The sequence below is a fragment of the Neorhizobium puerariae genome, assembly GCF_042429745.1.
GTDB lineage: Bacteria > Pseudomonadota > Alphaproteobacteria > Rhizobiales > Rhizobiaceae > Neorhizobium > Neorhizobium puerariae.
The window spans coordinates 44,585-67,748 of record NZ_JBHMAA010000023.1 but is presented as its reverse complement, the minus strand read 5'-3'; the positions used below and the strand labels follow the sequence as shown (position 1 = coordinate 67,748).

Annotated in this window: 21 protein-coding genes; 6 read left to right on the top strand and 15 right to left on the bottom strand. The window is 63.3% G+C overall.

Annotated features, from left to right (window positions below):
* Positions 1 to 29: 29 nt before the first annotated feature.
* The gene (locus ACFFP0_RS19600; protein ID WP_377263882.1) at positions 30 to 344 is read right to left on the bottom strand and encodes a hypothetical protein; all 315 of its coding nucleotides are present in this window, start codon (positions 342 to 344) and stop codon (positions 30 to 32) included.
* Positions 345 to 473: 129 nt separating this feature from the next.
* Here ACFFP0_RS19600 and dnaE point away from each other — a divergent pair, with 129 nt between their 5' ends.
* Entirely contained in the window at positions 474 to 3,962 is a 3,489-nt protein-coding gene (dnaE, locus tag ACFFP0_RS19595; protein ID WP_377263881.1) for a DNA polymerase III subunit alpha, read from the top strand.
* 27 nt (positions 3,963 to 3,989) lie between these two features.
* On the opposite strand, the gene ACFFP0_RS19590 is transcribed toward dnaE, so the two are convergent.
* Positions 3,990 to 5,336, bottom strand: a complete 1,347-nt coding sequence (locus ACFFP0_RS19590; RefSeq protein ID WP_377263880.1) for a L,D-transpeptidase family protein — start codon at positions 5,334 to 5,336, stop codon at positions 3,990 to 3,992.
* A 110-nt stretch (positions 5,337 to 5,446) separates the two neighbouring features.
* Positions 5,447 to 6,739: a DNA polymerase IV gene (locus ACFFP0_RS19585; protein WP_377263879.1), complete on the bottom strand. Its 1,293-nt coding sequence runs from the start codon at positions 6,737 to 6,739 to the stop codon at positions 5,447 to 5,449.
* A gap of 72 nt (positions 6,740 to 6,811) precedes the next feature.
* On the opposite strand from ACFFP0_RS19585, the gene ACFFP0_RS19580 reads away from it, so the two are divergent.
* Positions 6,812 to 7,390, top strand: coding sequence for a GNAT family N-acetyltransferase (locus ACFFP0_RS19580; protein WP_377263878.1), 579 nt, complete (start codon positions 6,812 to 6,814; stop codon positions 7,388 to 7,390).
* A gap of 2 nt (positions 7,391 to 7,392) precedes the next feature.
* Here ACFFP0_RS19580 and ACFFP0_RS19575 read toward each other — a convergent pair whose 3' ends face one another.
* Together ACFFP0_RS19575 and ACFFP0_RS19570 are read right to left on the bottom strand one after the other, a co-directional pair.
* Entirely contained in the window at positions 7,393 to 8,040 is a 648-nt protein-coding gene (locus tag ACFFP0_RS19575; protein WP_377263877.1) for a hypothetical protein, read from the bottom strand.
* A gap of 1 nt (position 8,041) precedes the next feature.
* The gene (locus ACFFP0_RS19570; RefSeq protein WP_377263876.1) at positions 8,042 to 8,353 is read right to left on the bottom strand and encodes a DUF3572 domain-containing protein; all 312 of its coding nucleotides are present in this window, start codon (positions 8,351 to 8,353) and stop codon (positions 8,042 to 8,044) included.
* 121 nt (positions 8,354 to 8,474) lie between these two features.
* Here ACFFP0_RS19570 and ACFFP0_RS19565 point away from each other — a divergent pair, with 121 nt between their 5' ends.
* From ACFFP0_RS19565 to ACFFP0_RS19555, 3 genes are all read left to right on the top strand, one after another.
* A complete protein-coding gene (locus tag ACFFP0_RS19565) occupies positions 8,475 to 8,846 on the top strand; it encodes a response regulator (RefSeq protein WP_085423079.1) in 372 nt (123 codons plus the stop codon).
* A gap of 16 nt (positions 8,847 to 8,862) precedes the next feature.
* The gene (locus ACFFP0_RS19560) at positions 8,863 to 10,233 is read left to right on the top strand and encodes a PleD family two-component system response regulator (protein ID WP_377263875.1); all 1,371 of its coding nucleotides are present in this window, start codon (positions 8,863 to 8,865) and stop codon (positions 10,231 to 10,233) included.
* Between the two features lie 136 nt (positions 10,234 to 10,369).
* Entirely contained in the window at positions 10,370 to 10,594 is a 225-nt protein-coding gene (locus ACFFP0_RS19555) for a hypothetical protein (protein WP_377263874.1), read from the top strand.
* Positions 10,595 to 11,008: 414 nt separating this feature from the next.
* Here ACFFP0_RS19555 and rpmG read toward each other — a convergent pair whose 3' ends face one another.
* The 6 genes from rpmG to topA form a co-directional block, all read right to left on the bottom strand.
* Complete coding sequence (gene rpmG, locus ACFFP0_RS19550; protein WP_003587245.1) at positions 11,009 to 11,176, bottom strand: 50S ribosomal protein L33; 168 nt, start codon at positions 11,174 to 11,176, stop codon at positions 11,009 to 11,011.
* Positions 11,177 to 11,266: 90 nt separating this feature from the next.
* Positions 11,267 to 12,451: an MFS transporter gene (locus tag ACFFP0_RS19545; protein ID WP_377263873.1), complete on the bottom strand. Its 1,185-nt coding sequence runs from the start codon at positions 12,449 to 12,451 to the stop codon at positions 11,267 to 11,269.
* Positions 12,452 to 12,461: 10 nt separating this feature from the next.
* Complete coding sequence (locus ACFFP0_RS19540; RefSeq protein WP_377263886.1) at positions 12,462 to 13,112, bottom strand: NUDIX hydrolase; 651 nt, start codon at positions 13,110 to 13,112, stop codon at positions 12,462 to 12,464.
* Between the two features lie 32 nt (positions 13,113 to 13,144).
* Positions 13,145 to 13,597 carry a DUF983 domain-containing protein gene (locus tag ACFFP0_RS19535; protein WP_377263872.1) on the bottom strand — a complete coding sequence of 151 codons (453 nt, stop codon included), beginning with the start codon at positions 13,595 to 13,597 and terminating at the stop codon, positions 13,145 to 13,147.
* Between the two features lie 2 nt (positions 13,598 to 13,599).
* Positions 13,600 to 15,963, bottom strand: a complete 2,364-nt coding sequence (gene rnr, locus ACFFP0_RS19530; RefSeq protein ID WP_377263871.1) for a ribonuclease R — start codon at positions 15,961 to 15,963, stop codon at positions 13,600 to 13,602.
* A complete protein-coding gene (gene topA / locus ACFFP0_RS19525) occupies positions 15,960 to 18,614 on the bottom strand; it encodes a type I DNA topoisomerase (RefSeq protein WP_377263870.1) in 2,655 nt (884 codons plus the stop codon). Before topA ends, rnr begins: the two co-directional genes overlap by 4 nt.
* A gap of 245 nt (positions 18,615 to 18,859) precedes the next feature.
* On the opposite strand from topA, the gene ACFFP0_RS19520 reads away from it, so the two are divergent.
* Positions 18,860 to 19,093 carry a hypothetical protein gene (locus tag ACFFP0_RS19520; RefSeq protein WP_377263869.1) on the top strand — a complete coding sequence of 78 codons (234 nt, stop codon included), beginning with the start codon at positions 18,860 to 18,862 and terminating at the stop codon, positions 19,091 to 19,093.
* Here the strand turns inward: ACFFP0_RS19520 and dprA are convergent.
* From dprA to ACFFP0_RS19500, 4 genes are all read right to left on the bottom strand, one after another.
* Positions 19,046 to 20,191, bottom strand: coding sequence for a DNA-processing protein DprA (dprA, locus tag ACFFP0_RS19515; RefSeq protein ID WP_377263868.1), 1,146 nt, complete (start codon positions 20,189 to 20,191; stop codon positions 19,046 to 19,048). The genes ACFFP0_RS19520 and dprA overlap by 48 nt on opposite strands.
* Before the next feature lie 13 nt (positions 20,192 to 20,204).
* Positions 20,205 to 20,822, bottom strand: coding sequence for a glycerol-3-phosphate 1-O-acyltransferase PlsY (plsY, locus tag ACFFP0_RS19510; protein ID WP_377263867.1), 618 nt, complete (start codon positions 20,820 to 20,822; stop codon positions 20,205 to 20,207).
* 67 nt (positions 20,823 to 20,889) lie between these two features.
* Complete coding sequence (locus tag ACFFP0_RS19505; protein WP_377263866.1) at positions 20,890 to 22,191, bottom strand: dihydroorotase; 1,302 nt, start codon at positions 22,189 to 22,191, stop codon at positions 20,890 to 20,892.
* Positions 22,188 to 23,129, bottom strand: a complete 942-nt coding sequence (locus ACFFP0_RS19500; protein WP_377263865.1) for an aspartate carbamoyltransferase catalytic subunit — start codon at positions 23,127 to 23,129, stop codon at positions 22,188 to 22,190. The genes ACFFP0_RS19505 and ACFFP0_RS19500 overlap by 4 nt, the downstream gene beginning before the upstream one ends.
* Positions 23,130 to 23,164 lie beyond the last annotated feature (35 nt).

Here is a 23,164-nt window from a genome sequence, read left to right as displayed (position 1 = left end):
AAAACACACCGAACGGGACACGTCGCGTGTCACTTATCAATTTCAATACGAGGCACTCGACGTGTCCCGGCCGAAACCTTGCCCCCGGTCAAACCGGGAGAGAAAATCAACCGGGATCGCCAAGGGGGCATTGTGTCTTCTGCCGTCTCCGAGCGCGATCTTAACCATGATTCCCGATCCGTGATTCTCTTTTTGTTCTCCTGTTGACTCTCAAACAAAATGAGAACAAAGTAAAAACATAAAGGAACACGGGAGACGACGATGACTGACCTTCTTCGTGACATTGCCGCATTCGCTTCCATCGCCACCTTCGTGGCAAGCCTCTCCATGATCGTCATGGCCATGTGACCGGCGGCCTGTCCGGCCGCCTTTTTCGAAAGAGGTTGAGCGACGAAATCCGAACTGGACTCTCGACCGCCCGCGCCGGAAAATGATCCGATTCATGAAATGGGTGTGACGCGGACATGGCGGATATGGCGGACGTAAAATCTGGACCGGAAGATCTGGGAAAAACCCCGCAATTCGTCCACCTCCGCGTTCATTCCGCCTATTCGCTTCTTGAGGGTGCGCTGCCGCTCAAGAAGATCCTCTCGAAGGCGGTCGCGGATAACCAGCCCGCGATCGCGATAACGGATACCAACAATCTCTTCGTCGCGCTGGAATTCGCCCAGAAGGCGATCGGCGACGGCCTGCAGCCGATTATCGGCTGCCAGTTGTCGATCGATATGGAAGACCAGACGGAGGAACGGCGCAACAGCCATCAGCAGCTTGTGAAGCTGCCGGCGGTCGTGGTGCTTGCTGCAAATGCGGTGGGCTACGAGCGTCTCGTCGACCTGATCAGCCGCGCCTATCTGGGCGGCGAGGGGCACAGCGCCGTGCATGTCCGCCGCTCCTGGCTGGAGGAGGGCGGCACGGAAGGGTTGATCGCGCTGACCGGGTCCTCGAGCGGGCCGGTCGACACGGCGTTGAGGGATGGCAATCCGGCGCTGGCGGAGGCCCGCCTTCTGGCGCTGAAACGGATTTTCGGCGACCGGCTCTATGTGGAGCTGCAGCGCCACGGCTCCTATGACAGGCGGCGCGAGCAGAAGCTGGTGACGCTTGCCTACGACCACGACCTGCCGCTGGTGGCGACGAACGAGGCTTTCTTCCCGTCGAAATCGGATTACGACGCCCATGATGCGCTGATGGCGGTTGCCCATAACGCGATCGTGTCGGATGACAACCGTTTCCGCCTGACCCCCGACCACTATCTGAAGAGCCGGGCGGAGATGGCGGCGCTGTTTTCCGATCTGCCGGAGGCTCTGGAGAATACGGTCGAGATCGCGCGGCGCTGCTCGTTCATCCTGAAGACGCGCAATCCGATCCTGCCGCGTTTCACCGGCGCGACCGCCGACCCGGAGGAGGCCGAGCGCGCCGAGTCGAACGAGCTGCGGCGCCAGGCGATCGAGGGACTGGAAGACCGGATCGCAACCCTCGGCATGACCCCCGGCTATACGGAACAGGATTACCGGGAGCGCCTCGACTACGAGCTCGGCGTCATCGAGCGCATGAAGTTCCCCGGCTACTTCCTGATCGTGTCGGACTTCATCAAATGGGCGAAGCAGCACAACATCCCGGTCGGTCCGGGCCGCGGTTCCGGCGCGGGTTCGCTGGTCGCCTATGCGCTGACGATTACCGACGTCGATCCGCTGCGCTTCTCCTTGCTCTTCGAACGTTTCCTCAACCCGGAACGCGTTTCGATGCCGGACTTCGACATCGACTTCTGCCAGGACCGCCGCGAAGAGGTGATCCGCTACGTGCAGCAGAAATACGGTCGCGAGCAGGTGGCGCAGATCATCACCTTCGGTTCGCTGCAGGCGCGCGCGGCGCTGCGCGACGTCGGCCGTGTGCTGGAAATGCCCTATGGCCAGGTCGACAAGATCTGCAAGCTGGTGCCGAACAACCCGGCCAACCCGACGCCGCTCTCCAAGGCGATCGAGGAGGAGCCGAAACTGCAGGAGGAGGCGGAGAAGGAGCCCGTCGTCGCCCGGCTCCTCGATATCGCCCAGAAGATCGAGGGCCTTTACCGCCACGCGTCCACCCACGCCGCCGGCATCGTGATCGGCGACCGGCCGCTGTCGAAGCTGGTGCCGATGTACCGCGATCCGCGTTCCGACATGCCGGTCACCCAGTTCAACATGAAATGGGTGGAGCAGGCCGGTCTGGTGAAGTTCGACTTCCTCGGGCTGAAGACGCTGACCGTGCTGAAGACCGCGGTCGATTTCTGCAGGAAACGCGGCATCGAGGTCGATCTGGCGAAGATCCCGCTCGACGACAGGAAGACCTACGAGATGCTGTCGCGCGGCGAAACGGTCGGCGTGTTCCAGGTGGAAAGTGCCGGCATGCGCAAGGCGCTGATCGGCATGCGGCCGGACTGCATCGAGGACATCATCGCGCTGGTGGCGCTTTACCGTCCCGGCCCGATGGAGAATATCCCGACCTACAATGCCCGCAAGCACGGCGAGGAGGAGATCGAGTCGATCCATCCGATGATCGACCATCTCCTGAAGGAGACCCAAGGGGTCATCGTCTACCAGGAGCAGGTCATGCAGATCGCGCAGGTCCTGTCGGGCTATTCGCTCGGCGAGGCCGATCTGCTGCGCCGTGCGATGGGTAAGAAGATCAAGGCCGAGATGGACCAGCAGAGCGAGCGCTTTGTCGATGGCGCCATCAAGAACGGCGTTTCCAAGCCGCAGGCCAACAACATCTTCGAACTGTTGGCGAAATTCGCCAACTACGGCTTCAACAAGAGCCACGCCGCGGCCTACGCCATCGTCTCCTATCAGACGGCCTATATGAAGGCGCATTATCCGGTCGAGTTCCTCGCCGCGTCGATGACCTACGATATGGCCAACAGCGAGAAGCTCAACGATTTCCGGCAGGATGCGGGGCGTCTCGGCATAGCCGTCATCCCGCCGTCGGTGCAGACGTCCTACCGGCATTTCGAGACGGGCGAGGACAGGATCTATTACGCGCTCGCGGCCATCAAGGGCGTCGGCGAATCGGCCGTCGACCACATCACGGACGTGCGCGGCGACCGGCCGTTCAGGAGCATCGAGGATTTCTGCCTGAGGATCGATCCGAAGCAGATCAACCGCCGCGTCATGGAAAGCCTGATCTCGGCGGGCGCTTTCGATTGCTTCGGCCACGACCGCGCCGAGCTGGTGGGCGGCCTCGACCGCATCATCGGTTATGCGCAGCGCGCCCAGGAGGAGAAGGTTTCCGGCCAGTCGGATTTCTTCGGCTCGTCGGCGAGCGCTGGTCCGGAAAAGCTGGTCCTGCCGGCCTTCAATCCCTGGACGCCGTCGGAAAAACTGATGCGCGAATACCAGGTGCTTGGCTTCTACCTGTCGGCCCATCCGCTGGATTCCTATGCGGACATCCTGTCCAGGATGCGGGTCCAGACGTTCGCGGAGTTCTCCGTCTCGGTGAAGGGAGGGGCAAGTTTCGGCAAGCTCGCGGGGACCGTGACGAGCCGGCAGGAGCGCAAGACGCGCACCGGCAACAAGATGGGCATCGTCGCCTTCTCCGATTCTTCGGGCCAGTTCGAGGCGGTCCTGTTTTCGGAAGGGCTGGCGCAATATCGCGACCTTCTGGAGCCCGGCAAGTCGCTGCTCATCACGGTGCAGGCGGAGGAGCGGCCGGAAGGCATCGGGCTGCGCATCCAGACGGCCCAGTCGCTGGAGGAGAAGTCGGTGCAGATGCAGAAGGCCCTGCGCGTCTATGTCCGCGATTCAGGGCCTCTGAAGATGGTGGCGCGGCACCTCAACGCCAGGGGCGACGGCCTCGTCTCCTTCGTGGTCATCAAGGATGACGGCAAGCGGGAGATCGAGGTGGAACTCACCGAGAAATACCGCATTTCGCCGGAGATCGCCGCAGCGCTCAGGACAGCGCCCGGCGTTCTCGACGTCGAGCTGGTCTAGGCCGTGCGATCCGGGCCGAAAAGCTTTTTAATACAGGCCGATGCTGCGATAGGTTGAAGCGTTTTGAGAGCGGCGGGCGGGGCGCGGCTTGGCGATGGAATCCTGCGCCTGCGCCGGGTTCGGCTGCGTGCGGGTGAGTGTTACGAAATCGGTGCCCTTGCCGGTTTCCGGCCCGAGCCCCTGGTCGGTGATCGTCAGCGACGTACCGTTGCTCATCAGCGTTGCGATCCGCTCGCGAATATCGGTCGGGATTTCGATCCGGTCGAGCGCGGCGGCGGCGGCTCCCGGCCGGGAGGGGTCGGCCGGCGTTTCGATCCCGAACTGCTTCATCTCCTCGGCGCTCAAGGCGTTGGGCAGCGTCACGGTGTGCCATTCCGCCGTCTCGGCATTGCGCTCGATATGGTCGGCGGTGAAGAAATGCGTGCCGAGCGCGATTTCCGGGTCCTTGATGCCCACCGGCGCCTCGAAGAGCGGCTCGAAATTCTGGCGGACCATGATCTGGCCGAGCGGCGCTTCCTTCTGGCCTGCCGAATGATAGAGCGCGGCCAGGAATTCCTTGCCGAGCAACGGACCGTCGTCGGGAAGCGCCTTCCAGCGCTTGAAGCCCGCGATGGCCGCACGCGTCATCGGACCGGCAAGGCCGTCCGGCGTGCCGGTGTCGAAGCCGAGTTCGGTGAGCAGGGCCTGTACGTCGAGCATGGTTTCACGGGCGCCACGGCGCTGGATCAGGATGCGCAGCGGCGCCGCATTCTCGGGAACGACCGCTTCCAGCGAGCCGGTGGTCATCGGGTCCTGCCCGGCACCGGCGCTGTTCATGGCGACCTCGACCGGGCCGGCGGGCTTGCGTTTCATCGCCGTCGGCCGCAGGTCGACGTCGGACAGAAGCGGTGCAGTCGGCAGCGGCTTCAGCGGGGTGAACAGGTTGGCGTGCTCGATCGGCACCGGTTCCACCGGAGCGTCGGAAATCACCACATGCACGCCGCGCTCGGTCATCTGGAACAGCGTCTGGGCGAAACTGGAGGGGATGCGCACGCAACCGTGCGATGCGGGATAGTTCGGCACCTGACCTTCATGAAGGGCGATGCCGGACCAGGTCAGCCTCTGCATGAACGGCATCGGCGCGTTCGAATAGATGTTCGATTCGTGATATTTGCGCTTTTCCAGAATCGAGAAGATGCCGCTTGGGGTCGTATGGCCGGCCTTGCCGGTGGAGACTTTCGACGTCGCAACGACCTTGTCCCCGTCATAGACGACCATGGACTGCTTGTCCTTGGAAACGATGATCTGCAACGTTCTTGCCGCTTCGGCAAAGGCGGACTGAGAAAGCATGGTCCCGGACAGAAGCCCGAGGCCGAACAAAACACCACGCAACATTAAGGACCCCATACGCAATACAATGGCGGCATATTAGCGGGACGAACTTAATGAAAATTTTCCGAAAAGTCGTCCGATCGACAAATGGCATCACATTTCATTGATCGGCGTCACTGATCCCGCCGCCGGTCGCCGAACGTGTAGCCCGTTTCGACCGCCGTCTTGCCGAATTTGTCGCGCAACTTGTCCATCGCCGCCTCGGCGGCGGCGCGGCGGCCCGCCTGGCGGTCGATGAGATCGGGCGGATCGGCGCGCGCCGGGTCGGTCAGATCGGTAACCCCGATGCCGAGGAGGCGGAATTTCGTGCCGTCGGTCTCCCGCTCCATCAGGGCAAGGCCGGTGCGGAAGATGCGATCGGCAAGCTGGGTCGGGTCTTCCAGCCGCCTGTTGCGCGTACGGCTCCTGAAGTCGGCGGTCTTCATCTTGAGCACCACGGTCTGCCCGGCGATGCCATGCTTCTTCAGCCGCGCCGAAACCTTTTCGGAAAGCCGTCGCAGGATCGGCACGAGGTCGTCGTGGCGGGAGATGTCGTCGAAGAACGTGGTTTCGGCCGAAACGCTCTTGGCGGCCTCGTTCGGATGGACCTCGCGGTCGTCGATGCCGCGCGCCAGCCGGTAGAGGCGCCGGCCCATCGTGCCGTAGCGGCGCATGAGATCGCTTTCCTCCATGGTCTGGAGCTGGCCGATGGTGCGGATGCCGTCCGCCTCCAGCGTGGCGTTGAAGGCCTTGCCGACGCCCCAGATGGTGGTGACCGGGCGGGCGGCCAGGAATTCCAGCGCCTCTTCCCGGCCGATGACTGAAAAACCGCGCGGCTTCTGGAGATCGGAGGCCACCTTGGCGAGGAACTTGCAGTAGGAAAGGCCGATGGAGATGGTGATGCCGAGTTCGTCCTGCACGCGCCTTGCGAGCCGGGCGAGGATGCGCGCCGGTGGATCGTGGTGCAGCCGTTCGGTGCCCGCAAGTTCGAGGAACGCTTCGTCGATCGAAAGGGGCTGCACCAGAGGCGTCAGGTCCATCATCATCTGCCGCACCTGACGGCCGACATGAACGTATTTCTCCATGTTCGGCCGGATGACGACGGCGTCGGGGCAGAGTTCCAGGGCCTTGAACATCGGCATCGCCGAGCGGACGCCGTTGATGCGGGCGATGTAGCAGGCGGTGGAAACGACCCCGCGCTTTCCCCCGCCGACGATCACCGGCTTGTCGGCAAGTTCCGGATTGTCCCGCTTTTCGATCGTCGCATAGAAGGCGTCGCAGTCGATATGCGCCAGCGTGAGGGCGTAGAGCTCCCTGTGGTAGACGAGGCGGGGGCTGCCGCAGGCGCGGCAGCGGCGCGTTTCAGCCTTCTGCTCCGCAAGGCAGTCGCGACAGAAGCCGGGTGTCTTGTCAGGCGATGGCATCATGATGGGAACAAAGGTTGAACATTGCCACAATAGGCTTTAAGCTTGTGAGTCACAAGAGATAAGCGAGCCGCCATGGTCGTCTTTACAGCCTATCCACTGACGCCCGACAGATGGGAGGACTTCGTGACGCTGTTCGGGCCGAGCGGGGCTTGTTACGGCTGCTGGTGCACCTATTTCCGGATGCCTGCGGCGGACCGCAAGCTGCTCGACGGAGCAGCCAAGAAGGAGTTCATCCGCAACCGGATCGAGGCTGGGCCGCCGCCCGGCATGCTCGGTTATGTCGAGGGCCAGCCGGCGGCCTGGGTGCAGGTGGGGCCGCGTGCGGACGTTCCGCAGTGGAATTCGCCGCGCACGGTATCGCGCCCGCTCGATCCGGCGGATGCGGAAGACCCGTCCGTCTGGGCGTTGAGCTGTTTCTTCATCGGCAGTCGCCATCGGGGAAAGGGCAACAGCCACCGGATGGTGGAGGCCGCGATCGGATTTGCCAGGCAGAGCGGAGCGCGTCTTCTGGAGGCCTGTCCGATGGAGCAGGCGAAGACTTCGAAATCGCTCGGCCTTTATGTCGGTTCGATGCGGGTTTTCGAGGCGGCCGGGTTTGTCGAGGTCGCGCGCCGCAAGGATGGCCGGCCGTTGATGCGGCGCGAACTCTGAGGTCAGGCGTCTTTCGGCGCGATATGCGACCTGATCAGATCGGCGGCGTGCGGCCAGTCCGCCGCGCGCACGATGCCATCGGGTTTCGGCGCGAGAACATGCAGCGGCGAGTCGGGCATCATGTGAAGGAGGAGCGATTGGGGCAGGTGGTCCCGCACCGAATGAAGTTGATGCGCCATGTCGTCGATGAAGATCGAGGGCAGGGGGCGTTCGCCATGCAGCCGCCGCATGACCGGCCCCTTGGGCTCCTCGCTGGCGATCAGCGGGAAGGCAAGCCCGAGCCGGTCGAGAAGGCGGCGGCGGTGCTGCCAGTAACGCGGCGGCATGGCGGTGAGGAAGACGACGTCCGCGTCGCTCGAAAGCGCATTCAGCGTCTCGACGACGAAATCGAAGGGGAATTGCCAGTTCTCCTGAAGTTCGAAGAAGGTCTCGATCAGCCGCTGGACATCGGCTTGTTCCAGCACCGCCTGCGTTTCGATGGAGACGATATTGCCCGTGAGGCGAAAGGAGCGGGGCAGCAGCTCATGGCCTTCCTTGCGAAGAAAATCCTGGAACGGGGCGACGAAATGCAGGACGACGTCGTCGACATCGCAGACGACGAGCGGCCTGTCGGCGAGGCGGACATGGGAAGGATCGAGGATCTCGGTCATCTCAGTACTCCCCGGAATCGAGCCCCGGACCGGAATAATGGCGCCATGCCGCGGCCACTCTCTCGGGCTTTGTATCCGTCGCCTCGCAGAAGGCGAGCAGCGTGGGTTCATGGCTCATCAGGAAATCGATCATGCCGGCGAGAAAGCCCGGATCGTTCGCCGCGCCGCGCAACTGGTTGGGCTGCAGGCCGGAAAGTGCCAGGAAGCGTCCAAGCATATCCGGCTCGCCGGCAAGCCAGCCGAGAATGGCGGCAGCCGTTTCCTCGGCATCGGCCGAGTTGCTTCGGCTATATTCGAATTCGCGCCGCGTCATCTGCCAAGTTACCTTTTTCTCAACCAAATGGCCTTACCGTGCCTGAGAGTGGCTCTGTGGAATCGACCGTTCCGGGAGCTTATATACTGAAGGCACGCTTGCAAGACAGGAACGGATCGCCATGCCCAAACGGGTCATGATTGTCGAGGACAACGAGCTCAACATGAAGCTCTTCCGCGACCTGATCGAAGCATCGGGATATGACACCATCCAGACCCGCAACGGTATGGAAGCCCTCGATCTTGCGCGCAAGCATCGTCCTGATCTCATTCTCATGGACATCCAGCTGCCGGAAGTTTCCGGGCTGGAAGTCACCAAGTGGCTGAAGGAAGACGATGAGCTCCACATCATTCCGGTGATTGCGGTGACGGCTTTTGCCATGAAAGGCGACGAGGAGCGCATCCGGCAGGGTGGCTGCGAGGCTTATGTCTCCAAGCCCATCTCCGTGCCGAAGTTCATCGAGACCATCAAGACCTATCTGGGCGACGCGTGAGATCGGGGCAGACGTCATGACGGCGCGAATTCTGGTAGTCGACGATATTCCGGCGAACGTGAAGCTCCTCGAAGCGCGGCTTCTTGCGGAATATTTCGACGTGCTGACAGCCGATGACGGCTACAAGGCGCTGGCCATCTGCGACAACACCCATGTGGATCTCATTCTGCTCGACATCATGATGCCCGGCATCGACGGTTTCGAAGTCTGCGAGCGGCTGAAGGCCAATCCGCGCACCGCGCATATCCCGGTCGTCATGGTGACCGCGCTCGACCAGCCGTCCGATCGCGTGCGCGGCCTGAAAGCCGGCGCGGACGATTTCCTGACCAAGCCGGTCAACGACCTGCAGCTCATATCGCGCGTGAAGAGCCTGGTGAGGCTGAAGACGCTGAGCGACGAACTGCGCATCCGCGCGGACACCGCGCACAATATCGCGCTGGAGGACATGCTGAAGGGCACCGATGGCCGCGACGAGGCGGCTCAGGTGCTGCTGGTCGACGGCCGCGCGAATTCCCAGGAGCGAATCGTCAGGGCGCTCAAGCCGGTCGCGCAGGTGGTCGCCATGTCCGACCCCCAGGCAGCACTCTTCGAGGCAGCGGAAAACCCGGTCGATCTGGTGATCGTCAACGCCAATTTCGATGACTACGATCCCTTGCGTCTCTGCTCGCAGCTTCGTTCGCTGGAGCGCACCCGCTTCCTGCCGCTGCTTCTGGTGACCGAAATGGGCGCCGACGACATGATCGTCCGGGCGCTCGATCTCGGCGTTAACGACTATATCGTCCGGCCGATCGATCCGAACGAGCTGCTTGCCCGTACACTCACGCAGATCAAGCGCAAGCGCTACAACGACCGTCTGCGGATGAGTGTTCGCCAGACGATCGAACTGGCGGTGACAGACGGGCTGACGGGTCTCAACAACCGGCGTTATCTCGACAATCATCTCAAGGTGCTGTTCAACCGGGCAGCCGCGCGGTCCAAGCCCTTGTCGGTCTGCATCACCGACATAGACCGCTTCAAGTCGGTCAACGACACCTACGGGCATGATGCGGGCGATGAGGTGCTGAAGGAGTTCGCCGCACGCATCCGCTCGACGGTGAGGGGAGCCGATCTCGCCTGCCGCTACGGAGGCGAGGAATTCGTGGTCGTCATGCCCGATACCGATGCCGTTGCGGCGGCGGCGATTGCCGAAAGGCTCCGCGGCATCATCGAAAGCCAGCCCTTCGCGCTAAAGGCGGCGGGCACGACGCTGAACATCACGGCCTCGCTGGGGATCGCCTGCAATGCCCACGGCGCCGAGACTCCCGAGCAGCTTTTGAAGCAGGCCGACCGCGCCCTGTACGAGGCCAAGAACGGCGGCCGCAACAGAGTGGTCGCTGCTGCTGCATAAGAGAATCATTTAATTCTAAAATACACCGGTTTTCCCTGCGAATGCAGGCAGCGTGCTGTGGAAAAAGGCCGTCTCATCGATCATTATTGGTTGCTGACGCTAAATTTTCGCAGGTCAGAATTGACGTAAGAATTTCATGAAAACCAGTCAGAAAAGTGGCTTGTTGCAGAGCAACCAAGTGGCGCTGATTATGAACGGCGAGGTTTCCGGTCCGGAATTATGGAGAATAGACAGGCTGATCCGCTCCGAGAAATTTCAGGTTGGCAAAAGGATATACAGAGGAGATTTAAGATATTCTTGGATTCTCCCCCTGATTTTTAAGGTTTTTGACGAATGTAATTTTGGAATTTTCCTTGAATGAGCTTCGGTTCAAGTCGAAAGAACCGTGCGTGGCGGGATTTTCAGATACGAATTTTAACCAACAACCAAAACAGCTCGAAACCGGAATTAAGAATCTGTTGATTTTCTTTCCGTTTTGCGCAATTTTGACAACAACCCAGACAGAGGTTCCCGAAAGGGACAGCAATACCCCATGATGCTCAGGTCCGCCGCATCTCCTGGGTCGTGGGGTCGGTCGACTGGCAGGCATACCAAAAGCGGTTCCTCGTGCCGTGATTGCAGGCTGGTCGACCCCCGTTTGAAAGCGCCGCTTCCGTCTCCGGAGGCGGCGTTTTCCGTTTCAGGGCCATGTCGGGGCTTCTCGCTTCAGTCACTGGCAAAAGAAAAGGCGCCTGGCCATGCTGGCCGGCGCCTTCGGACATTCCATGATCAAGGCTTACTTGATCTTGGTTTCCTTGAACTCGACATGCTTCTTCGCAATCGGGTCGTACTTGGTCTTCGTCATCTTGTCCGTCATCGTACGGCTGTTCTTCGTCGTGACGTAGAAGAAACCGGTGTCAGCCGTCGACAGCAGCTTGATCTTGATGGTCGTAGCTTTCGCCATGGTCGTTCTGCCTCTAAGAAAAATGAAGCCGTGGACGCGGGAAGCTCCACGGCAAAATCTGGCGCGAAATTACAAATCGCGCTTGAAAAGTCAACTCCGTTTTGACCGGAAAAGCATCCGGCAGACGGAAACCGCGACATAGAAGCCGAAGAAAGCGGCGAGCGCCCAGGCAAAACCGTCATTGCCGGCGACATCGATGGCCGCCCCGATCCCCTGCGGACCCGCCACCGTGCCGACGGCATAACAGAAGATGAAGGCCGCATTGGCGGCGGCAAGATCCGGCCCGCTGAGACGTGCCCCCAGATGTGCGAGGCCGACCGTGTAGAGACCGGACACGCAGCCACCCCAGAAGAACAGGACCACCGCCATCATCAGCCAGTTCTGGATGAGCAGGGGGAGCGCCAGGGAGCCGAGCACGCCGAGGACCGCCATGGCGGTCAGCAATGGCCGCCGGTCCTTGAGCTTGTCGGAGAAGAGGCCGAGCGGGATCTGGAAGGCCATGTTGCCGATGCCCATCACGGTCAGCAGCACGGCCGCCTGCGATTCGGTGAGCTGCTCGCGAAGGGCGTAGATCGGGAAGAGCGACAGGCCGCCCGCCGAAACCGCGCCGAAGGCGAAGACGGCCGCGGTCGCGGTCGGCACCAGGAAGATATAGTGGAAGAAGTGCCGTTCCGGCTTCGTGTCGAGCACGGGGCTTTCATGCCGCGCGATGAAGATCGGGACGACGGCGAGCAGGATGATGCAGGCGCCGACCAGGAAGGGCAGGACGCCTTCGCTGCCGAGGGCGGAAAAGAGCAGGGGACCGATCGCGAAGCCGATCGCCAGCACCGTCGCATATATGCCGAGGACAAGGCCGCGGCGGCGCGGCGGCGCGGTTTCGTTGATCCAGAATTCCGACAGGATGAAGAGCGTGGTCGTGGCGCCGTGGAAGGTGAAGCGGAGCGGAAACCACATCCAGAAGGCGTCGGCGTAATAGAAGCCGATGGCGCTGAACGCGGCGATCACCACCGCCAGCATCATCGTCTTTGCGACGCCGTAGTCATGCGCGAGCCTGGTGGTGACGGGCGCAGCCAGCATGGAGGCGACGCCGGCCATGGCCGCGTTCAGGCCGATCAGGGTGGAAGGGATGCCGCGTTTTTCAAGAATGATGCTGAGAAGCGGCAGGCCGAGGCCGATGGCGATGCCGACCGCGCTGATGGCGGAAATAGCGGCGATCAGCGACGGCCAGTGTATCTCTTCGACATGGCCGTTGGCGTCGGTCGTCGGCTGAGGCATTCGATATTCCTTACAGTCGGCTACGGACGAATCGTCCATGACGCATGAAATAGAAGGAGACCGGGCTTCCAAACGGTAGAGAGGGATCGGTTGCCATCAGGTTTTGCACGTCCTCCAGAACCGTCTGTGTGATGCGCGGGAGTTTCAGACCCGAAAGCCCGGCAATGTCAAGCCAGCGCACGTCCTGAAGTTCGCTGGAATCCCCAAGGCGCTCCATGTCGAACCGGGTTTCGTCCGAAAAAGCAAGAAAGAAGCGGGTATCGTAGCGCCGCACATTGCCGGGCGGCGTGATGGCGCGAGCGACGTAGCGCAGCCGCGAAAGGTCGGCGGCCATGGCGCCTGCAAGCCCCGTCTCCTCATGGAGCTCGCGCAGGGCCGCCAGCGCCAGCGCCCGGGCCCGGCCGGCGGTCATCCGGGAGGACGTGCCGGCGAAGAGCTTCTCGAACACCAGAGGGTCGAGATCGGTGCTGAAGGGCAGTGCATGGTCGCGGGCATCGCGGCGCCCGCCCGGAAACACATAGACGTCCGGCATGAAGACATGGCCGCTGCCGCGCCGGCCCACCAGCACCCGGGGAACGCCCGCCGAGCGGTCGATCAGGATCAGCGATGCGGCATCCCTGGGCTTCACGCCGGCAATGCGCGCATGCTTCAGGACGTCCATTGCCGACGGTACATGTTCCTCACCGGCAGCGATCATGAGGCCGGTCCACCGCGGCCGGGGTCGACCGGTTCGTCGTCGGCGCCCCCGAAACCGTGCATCCTCAGCGCCCATTGCAGCCCGATGACGCCGCCCTTGATCGGCTGGATCGTGAGGATGGCGGCAAGCACCGCGAGCGGCACCCAGATCGCGAGATGCACCCAGGGGGAAACGGGGAAGGCCATGTCGGTCAGCATGTAGCCGGTCAAAAGCACATGGCCGACCACGACGATGACGAGATAGGCGGGCAGGTCGTCGGCGCGATGGTGATGCATTTCCTCGCCGCAGGCCGCGCAGGCGTCGACCGGCTTCAGGAAGGCCCGGAACAGGCGGCCGGTGCCGCAACTGGGGCAGCGGCCCAGCATTCCCCGCTGGATCGAGCGGCCGAGCGGCCGTTCGGGCTCGCGTGCTCCGCCATACCGGATCGTCTGCTCGCCCTCTTGTACCATTGTTATCTCCTTCGGCCGCTGCGCGGCGGCCGCGTGCCGGGTTTCGCCCGGCCGCTCCGGCCTGACCTTCCCGATTTGTGGAAGGAACGGATCGCGGTCGGCAGCTTCTTGCCTTCGCTCAGCATTTCGAACTGCAGCGCGCCGGCGAGCGGAATCGCTTCCACAAGCCGGACATCGACGGTATCGCCGAGCTGGTAGCCGAGACCCGTTCTCTCGCCGGAAAGCGCCTGGTGCGCCTCGTCATAGATGAAATAGTCGTTGCCGAGCGTGGATATAGGGATGAAACCGTCCGCGCCATAGGTCGGAAGCGAGACAAATAGTCCCGCCTTGGTGACGCCGGCCACGCGGCCTTCGAACTCCTCGCCGATGCGGGTCGAAAGGTGATGGGCGATCAACCGGTTGATCGTATCGCGCTCGGCCGCCATGGCACGGCGTTCGAAAGTGGAGATTTCCGCGGCGATGTCGTCGAGCTGCGCTTCCTCGTCGGGTGTGATTGCGCCGTCGCCGAGACCGAGCGAGCCCACCAGCGCGCGATGCACGATCAGGTCCGCATAACGGCGGATCGGCGAGGTGAAATGCGCGTATTTCATCAGGTTCAGGCCGAAATGGCCGATATTCTCCGGACTGTAGATCGCCTGGCTCTGGGAGCGCAGCACCATTTCGTTGACCATGGTCTGGTGCGGCGTGTCGAGCGCCCTGGCGAGGATGCCGTTGAAGGAATTGGCCCTGAGCTGCCCGCCCTTGGCCATCGGAATGCCGATCGTCGCCAGGAATTCCCTCAGCGCTTCCTGCTTGGAGAGCGCCGGCGTGTCGTGGACGCGGTAGACCAGCGGCTGGCGCTTCTTCTCCAGCGTCTCGGCCGCGGCGACATTCGCCTGGATCATCATCTCTTCGATGAGCCTGTGGGCGTCGAGCCGCTCCGGCACGAAGACGCGGTCGACGGTGCCGTCCGGCTTCAGCACGATTTTGCGTTCCGGCATGTCGAGTTCGAGCGGCTGGCGGCGGTCGCGGCCCCGTTTCAGGATGGAATAGGCATGCCAGAGCGGCTTCAGGATCGGCTCGGTGAGCGGCCCCGTCTTGTCGTCCGGCCTGCCGTCGATTGCGGCCTGGGCCTGTTGGTAGGAGAGCTTCGCGGCACTCTTCATCATGACGCGGTGGAAGGTGTGGCCCGCCTTGCGGCCTTCCTTCGAAAACACCATGCGCACGGCGATCGCCGGCCGGTCCTCGCCCTCGCGCAACGAGCAGAGGTCGTTGGAGATGCGTTCGGGAAGCATCGGCACGACGCGATCCGGGAAGTAGACCGAATTGCCGCGCTTCAGGGCCTCGCGGTCGAGGGGCGCGCCCGGGCGCACGTACCAGGAAACGTCGGCGATCGCGACGGTGACGATCACGCCGTCCGGGTTGTCGGGCGAGGGGTCCGGCTCGGCATAGACGGCGTCGTCATGGTCCTTCGCATCGGCCGGGTCGATGGTGACGAGCGGCACATCGCGCCAATCCTCACGTTTCGCCATCGTGGCGGGTCTTGCCGCGTCCGCCTCGTCGAGAACGGCCTTCGGAAAGATGTGCGGGATGCCGTGGGCATAGATGGCGATCATCGAGATCGCCTTTTCGGAACCGACGGAGCCGATGACCGAGAGCACGCGGGCGCGCGGCAGGCCGAAGCGGCCCGAGCGGACGACTTCCGTCTCCACCAGGTCGCCGTCCTTCGCCTCGCCGATATCCGCCCGTTCGATAACCATTTCCTCGCCGCGCCGTTCTATCGGCATCAGGCGGATCTCCCCGTTCGCCAGGCTCTGGACGACGCCGAGCGAGGCGCCGCGGCGCTTGTCGATGATCTTGATGACGCGCGCGGTATAGGCGGGGCCCGTCCGGTCCTTGTTCGGAAAGATCTTCGCAAGCACGCGGTCGTTCAGGCCCGCGGCCGGCGTCTTGGCCTTGCCCCGGTCTCCGGAAGGCTGGCGGATCAGCACGGCGGGTGCCGCGCCGAGTTCCTCCGCCCATTCCGCCGGCCGGCCGATCAGTTCGCCATCCTTGTCCCGGGTGGTGATGTCGAGCACGGTCACCGGGGGCAGCGCGCCGGGACGGGCGAGCGACTTGCGCGTCTTGGTGAGGAGGCCTTCCTCCTCCAGTGTCCGCAACAGGTCCTTGAGCTCGACCCGGGTTTCCCCCTTCAGCCCGAAAGCCTTGGCGATTTCGCGCTTGGAGGCGCGGTCGGGGTTTTCGGCGATGAATTCGAGCAGGGTTTCGCGCGGCGGGACGGCACCTTGAATGATGACGGGCTTCTCGCTCGCCGGAGAGGCTCTGCCACGTACGGTTCTGTCGGGACGTCCGCCCGAATGGCTCGATCTGTCGCGCGGTTCTCTCACGTTCCCGTCTTCTTCGCCTTGGGGGCCGCCTTCTTTGCCGGCGCCTTTGCTTTCGGCGCGGCCTTCTTTGTTTCTCCGTCCGCCTTGGCGGCCGCCTTCCTGGGTTTTGCCTTTCCGGTGAAGGCCTTGCCGCCCTTTTCGACGATCAGCGCGAGCGCCTGTTCCATCGTCACCGACTGCGGGTCCATGCCCTTCGGCAGGGTCGCGTTGACCTTGCCCCAGTTGACATAGGGACCATACCGGCCATCGCGCACGGTAATGGCGCCGCCATCCGGGTGGTCGCCCAGTTCCTTCAGCGCCGCTGGGGTGCCGCGTCCCCGACCGTTCGCACCGTTCTTGCTCTGTTTTTCGGCAAGCACGGTGACGGCGCGGTTGAGGCCGATCGTGAAGACGTCCTCGACGCTCTCCAGGTTCGCATAGGTGCCGTCATGCAGCACGAAGGGACCGTAGCGGCCGATGCCGGTGGAGATCATCTTGCCGGTTTCCGGGTGCTTGCCCACGTCGCGCGGCAGGCTGATCAGCGCCAATGCCTTTTCGTAGTCGATATCCTCCGGCTTCCAGCCCTTCGGTAGCGAGGCGCGCTTGGCGTCCTTGCCGTCGCCGCGCTGGATATAGGGGCCGAAACGGCCCGACCGGAGGGTAAGCGGCTCGCCGGTGTGCGGATCGTTGCCGAGCGCCTTCGGTTCGTTGAGGCCGTTCGATTCCGCCTCCGCGCCGCCTTCGGAAGAAAGCTGGCGGGTGTAGTTGCACTCCGGATAGTTGGAGCAGCCGACGAAAGCGCCGTATTTGCCGAGCTTCAGGGAAAGCTGGCCGGTGCCGCAGACCTGGCAGATGCGCGGATCGCTGCCGTCCTCGCGTTTGGGGAAGACGAGCGGAGCCAGCGCCTCGTTGAGGGCGTCGAGCACGTTGGTGACGCGCAGCTCCTTGGTATCCTCGATCTGGGCGAAGAAATCCTGCCAGAATTCGCGCAGCACCTGTTTCCAGTCGAGTTCGCCGGCGGAGATCTTGTCGAGCTTCTCTTCGAGATCGGCCGTGAAGTCGTATTCCACATATTTCGTGAAGAAGCTTTCGAGGAAGGCGGTCACCAGCCGGCCCTTCGCCTCCGGCACGAGCTTGCGCTTGTCGATCGTCACATATTCACGGTCGCGCAGCGTCGCGAGCGTCGCCGCATAGGTGGAAGGCCGTCCGATGCCGAGCTCTTCCATCTTCTTGATCAGCGAGGCTTCCGAATAGCGCGGCGGCGGCTCGGTGAAGTGCTGGCTCGCATCCACCTTGCGCTTGTCGAGCTTTTCCCGCGCGTTGATTTCGGGAAGACGTCCGTCCTCCTCGTCCTCCTCTGGCTTGTCGCCTTCCTCGCGGCTGTCCGCATAGGCGCCGAGGAAACCGTCGAAGCGGATGACGGAGCCAACGGCGCGCAGGCCGGCCTTCTGGCCGCTGTTGTCGGCAAGGATCTCGACCGTGGTGCGTTCGATCTCGGCCGATGCCATCTGGCTGGCGATGCCGCGCTTCCAGATGAGTTCGTAGAGGCGGGCCTGATCGGCGTCGAGGAAACGGCGCACCTTGTCCGGCGAACGGTTGAAATCGGTCGGGCGGATCGCTTCGTGGGCTTCCTGGGCGTTCTTGGCCTTGGTGGAATAGAAGCGGGGCTTTTCCGGCAGATAGCGGTTGCCGAACTGGTCCACGATGGCGTGGCGGGCGGCCTCGATCGCTTCCGGCGCCATCTGCACGCCGTCGGTACGCATATAGGTGATGAGACCGACCGTCTCCCCGCCGATGTCGACGCCTTCATAGAGCTTCTGCGCCACCTGCATGGTCCGCGACGCGTTGAAGCCGAGATTGGAAGAGGCGGCCTGCTGCAGCGTGGACGTGGTGAAGGGCGGGCCGGGATTGCGCTTCACCGGCTTTGCTTCGACCGATTCGACGACATAGGCCGCGCCGTCGAGCAGAGCCTTCAGGCGATTGGCGTCCTCGCCGGTCTTGATGCCGCGGGGCGGCAAGCGTTTGCCATCGGCCGAGACCAGCTTCGCCTCGAATTCGTCACCGCGCGGGGTGCGGAGCAGCGCCGAGAGGTTCCAGTATTCTTCCGAGACGAAGCGTTCGATTTCCCCTTCGCGATCACAGACGAGGCGCAGCGCAACCGACTGCACGCGCCCGGCCGAGCGGGCGCCAGGAAGCTTGCGCCAGAGCACCGGCGACAGATTGAAGCCGACGAGATAGTCGAGGGCACGGCGGGCGAGATAGGCGTCGACCAGCGGCACGTCGATAGCGCGCGGGCTGGCCATGGCGTCGAGCACGGCCTTCTTGGTAATTGCGTTGAAGACGACGCGCTCCACCGGCTTGTCGCCGAGCACCCGCTTCTTCTTCAGGATATCGAGCACATGCCAGGAAATCGCTTCACCCTCGCGATCCGGGTCGGTTGCGAGAACGAGACCGTCAGAGCTTTTCACGGCATCGGCTATGTCCTTGATGCGCTTCTGCGACGCACTGTCGACCTCCCAGGACATTTCGAAATCCTGGTCTGGCAGCACCGACCCGTCCTTGGCCGGCAGATCGCGCACATGGCCGAAGGAGGCGAGAACCTTGTAGCCCGAGCCGAGATACTTGTTGATGCTTTTGATTTTCCCGGGGGATTCTACGACGACAACTTTCATCTTGCTTCTCTGGAATAGAGGCTTTGCCCGGCACCTTCGCAGTCCAGGCAGAAATCTAGCCTCCCGACATGGAGGGCGTTTGCGCCGCGGTCAAGAGGCAACCGTCAAATTCTGACGGGTACAACGAAATGCAACCTGTGAGAGTTTTTCAATTAGTTGCAATTATAAATAAATACGATATGGTTCGTCATATGCCTGATCTCACTCAGGTGACTCGCAGTCGCTTTTTTCGACAGGAACTGAATATGCTCCCTCAAAATCAAATGAACGGCCGGCGCGAGGACAGTACAAGGGAGAACATCGCCTATATCCGGCAGATGCTGGGAGAGCTGCGGCAGGTGGCTCTCGGCGAAGGCGCGGACATGCTCTGCTATCTGATCGAGATGGCTTACGTCGAGGCCGGAGACGTGCAGGCGGGCCGGCGCCCGCGCTCACTTCTCCATCGCGAGCGAAACAAGACCCCCAACATGTCGATGTAGCCGCCCGGCAAGGTCGAGTTCCAGCAGGATGAGATAGACGGAAGGGGGCGGCAGCCCGGTATGCCGGATGATGTCGTCCACCTCGACCGGTGTTGGCCCGAGTGCGGAGGCGATCGTTGCCCGGTCGTCGTCATCGGGCGGCAGCATGTTCCCGCCCGTCTTTTCCGGCTCCTCGACGACCGGACCTGAGAAAAGGTCGAGTCGCGAAAGCGGCGCGAGCGCCTCAATGACGTCGCTGGACCCGGTGGTGACGATGGCGCCCTGTTTCAGCAGCCCGTTCGTGCCGTGGCAGCGCGGATCGAGGGGGGAGCCGGGAACGGCGAAGACCAGCCGGCCGAAGTCGGCCGCAATACGGGCCGTGATCAGGGAGCCGGAACGTTCTGCCGCTTCGACGACGACTGTGCCGAGCGAGATGCCGGCAATCAGCCGGTTGCGGCGGGGAAAGTCCCGCGCCCGCGGCTCCCAGCCGAAGGGCATTTCGCTGACCGCAAGGCCCGGGCCGTCGGTGATCTCGTCGAGCAACGGGAGGTTTTCGGGAGGGTAGGGCTGGTCGAGGCCGCCCGCCAGAACGGCGATCGTTCCCGTCTCCAGGCTGGCGCGATGGGCGGCGGTGTCGATGCCCCGGGCAAGGCCGGACGTCACGACATAACCGGCGCGGCCGCAATCGCGTGCGACCATCGCCGCGAACTTGGCGCCGGCGATCGACGCGTTGCGGGAACCGACGATGCCGACCGACGGACGCGTGGCGGCGGAGAGATTGCCCTTGACGGCGAGGAGCGGCGGTGCGCCGTCGATCTGCCGCAGCGCGGGCGGATAATCGGGTTCGCCGATGCCGACGAAGCGCGCGCCCTGGCGTCGTGCGGTTTCCAGTTCCCGCTCGGCCTCCTCGGCGGTTGCGATCCGGATCGCCCGCGTGGCGCCGCCACGGGCGGAAAGCTCCGGCAGCATGGCCAGCGCGTTTTCCGCGGAACCGCAATGATTGATGAGGTCGCGGAAGGTGGCAGGGCCGACATTGTCGGAGCGAATCAGCCTCAGCCAGGCGATCCGTTGCCGTTCCGTCAGCGCAATTCCCGTCCGTCTTGCGCCGCCGTCCGGCATGTTCGATTGGTCCTCAACCCTTTTGGCCGATCTTGCCTTCCGTGCCCGCGATCAGCCGCTCGATATTGGCCTTGTGCTTCCACCAGGAGATCACGGTCATGATGGCCATGACGAACGAGACCTTCGGTTCGCCTATCAACCACAGCGCAACCGGGATGACAAGCGTTGCAACCAGTGCGGACAGCGAAGAATATTTGCTGAGCTTGGCGACCGAGAGCCAGACAAAGGCGAAGACCAGCACCATGGCAGGAGCGATCCCGAGCAGCGTGCCGATGTAGGTGGCAACGCCCTTTCCGCCCTTGAAGCCCAGCCAGACCGGGAAGAGGTGGCCGAGGAAGGCCGCGAAGCCGGCGATCAGCCCGGCTTCCTTGCCGAAGAAATACCAGCCGATCGCTGCGGCGGCGGTCGCCTTGAGGGCGTCGAGCAGCAGGGTCGCCGCCGCAAGCTTCCTGTTGCCGGTCCTGAGAACATTGGTCGCGCCGATATTGCCGGAGCCGATCGAGCGGATGTCGCCAAGGCCCGCGGCGCGGGTGAGGATGAGGCCGAAGGGGATGGAACCGAGCAGGTAGCCGAAGACGAGCGCGGCGAGCGCGACGGGCAGGGTGATCTGCCAGTTGAAGAGATCACTCACGCTTTTTCCCCCTCAAGGCATAAGACCCGAAAGTGCAGGCGGTTTCGGGATAACGGCATGGCGGACCCTAAAGCGAATGGACGCATCTGCCGGCGACATAGGTCGCGACGGCGCGGCCGGAAAAACGCGCATCCTCGAACGGCGTGTTCTTCGAACGGGACAGAAGCATATCCTTCGCGACGATCCAAGGTTCATCGAGATCGATCAGCGTGATATCGGCCTTCGCGCCGGGTTTCAGCGTGCCGGCATCGAGACCGAAGATCTGTGCCGGACGGGTCGACATCGCGTCGATGAGCCGCGTCAGCGGCACGCGGCCGTCGTGATGCAGGCGGAGCGCCGCCGCGAGCATGGTCTCAAGCCCGATCGCGCCGTCGGCCGCGTCGGCGAAGGGCAGCCGCTTGGTATCCACGTCCTGCGGATCGTGCGAAGAGACGATGATGTCGATCGTCCCGTCCGCTATCGCATCGGCCATCGCGACCCGGTCGTCCTCGGAGCGCAGCGGCGGCGAGAGCTTGAAGAAGGTGCGGTATTCGCCGATGTCGTTCTCGTTGAGCGAGAGATGGTTGATCGACACGCCGCAGGTGACATTGGCGCCCCGCGACCGGGCGACCCGTACGGCTTCCGCCGATTCGGCCACGGAAATCTTCGCCGCGTGGTATTTCGCCCGCGTCAGCGCGGCGATCCTCAGATCCCGTTCGAGCGGGATGATCTCGGCTTCCCTGGGAATGCCGGACAGGCCGAGCCAGCTCGCGAAAAGGCCTTCGTTCATCACGCCGTTGCCGAGATATTTTTCGCGCAGTTCGAGCGAGATGACCGCATCGAACTCACGGGCATAGGTCATGGCGCGGCGCAGCAGCAGCGTATCGGAAAGCCCCCGGCGGCCATTGGTGAAGGCAACCGCCCCGGATTGCTGGAGCAGGCCGATCTCGGTCATCTCCTCGCCGGCCAGGCCCTTGGTGAGGGCGGCGGCCGGATGGACGTTGACGACCGCCTTGTCGCGGGCGGTCTTCTGCACGAATTCGACGAGCGCGATGTCGTCCAGCACCGGATCGGTGTCTGGCATCATGATGAAGGAGGTGATGCCGCCGGCCGCTGCCGCCCGGCTCGCAGATTCGATCGTCTCGCGGTGTTCGGCCCCCGGCTCCCCGAGATAGACGCGGGCGTCGACAAGGCCCGGCGTCGCGACGAGACCCTTGCAGTCCCTCACGCTCGCGCCGTCCGGCACGCCCTGGTTCTGGGCGCTCTTGCCGGCTGCGAGGATACGGCCGTCGTCGCCGATGACGATCGTGCCCGTCTCGTCGAGATTGCGCGAGGGATCGATGATGCGGAGGTTCTTGAGAACGGTTGCGGACAAGGGTCTCTGGCTCATGCGCGCTCTCCCTGGTTATGGGAGACGAGCAGCGCCTCCATCACGGCCATGCGCACGGCGACGCCCATTTCCACCTGCTGCTCGATGACGCTCTGGGGACCGTCGGCCACTTCCGAGGCGATCTCGACGCCGCGGTTCATCGGTCCGGGATGCATGACGAGCGCATCTTCCCTCGCGACCTTCAGCTTTTCGGCGTCGAGCCCGTAGAAACGGAAATATTCGCGCACCGAAGGCACGAAGGCGCCGGCCATGCGCTCGCGCTGCAGGCGCAGCATCATCACCACGTCGGCATCCTTCAGGCCTTCCTCCATGGAGTGGAAGACCTCGACGCCCATGTCGCGGATGCCGGAAGGCAGCAGTGTCGACGGGGCGACGACCCTGACCCGTGCGCCCATGGCGTTGAGCAGCAGGATGTTGGAGCGCGCGACGCGCGAATGCAGCACGTCGCCGCAGATCGCCACGATGATGCGGGAGAGTTTTCCCTTGGCGCGGCGGATCGTCAGCGCGTCGAGCAGCGCCTGGGTCGGATGTTCGTGCTGGCCGTCGCCGGCATTGACGACCGAGCAGGCGACCTTCTGGGCGAGCAGGGCGGCAGCGCCGGCCGAGGAATGGCGCAGCACCAGCACGTCCGGCCGCATGGCGTTGAGCGTCATCGCCGTGTCGATCAGGGTCTCGCCCTTCTTCACCGAGGAATTGCCGACCGACATGTTCATCACGTCGGCGCCAAGCCGTTTTCCGGCGAGCTCGAAGGAGGATTGCGTGCGGGTGGAGGCTTCGAAGAAGAGGTTGATCTGCGTGAGGCCGCGCAATGTGGACGTCTTCTTTTCCCGCTGGCGGGAAATCTTCACGGCCTCGTCGGCCTTGTCGAGAAGATAGGTGATGTCCTGTTCGGTAAGGCCCTTGATGCCGAGAAGATGGCGATGAGGAAAGAAGACCATGGATCATGTCTCCGCTTGTGTCCCGGGGGTCTATA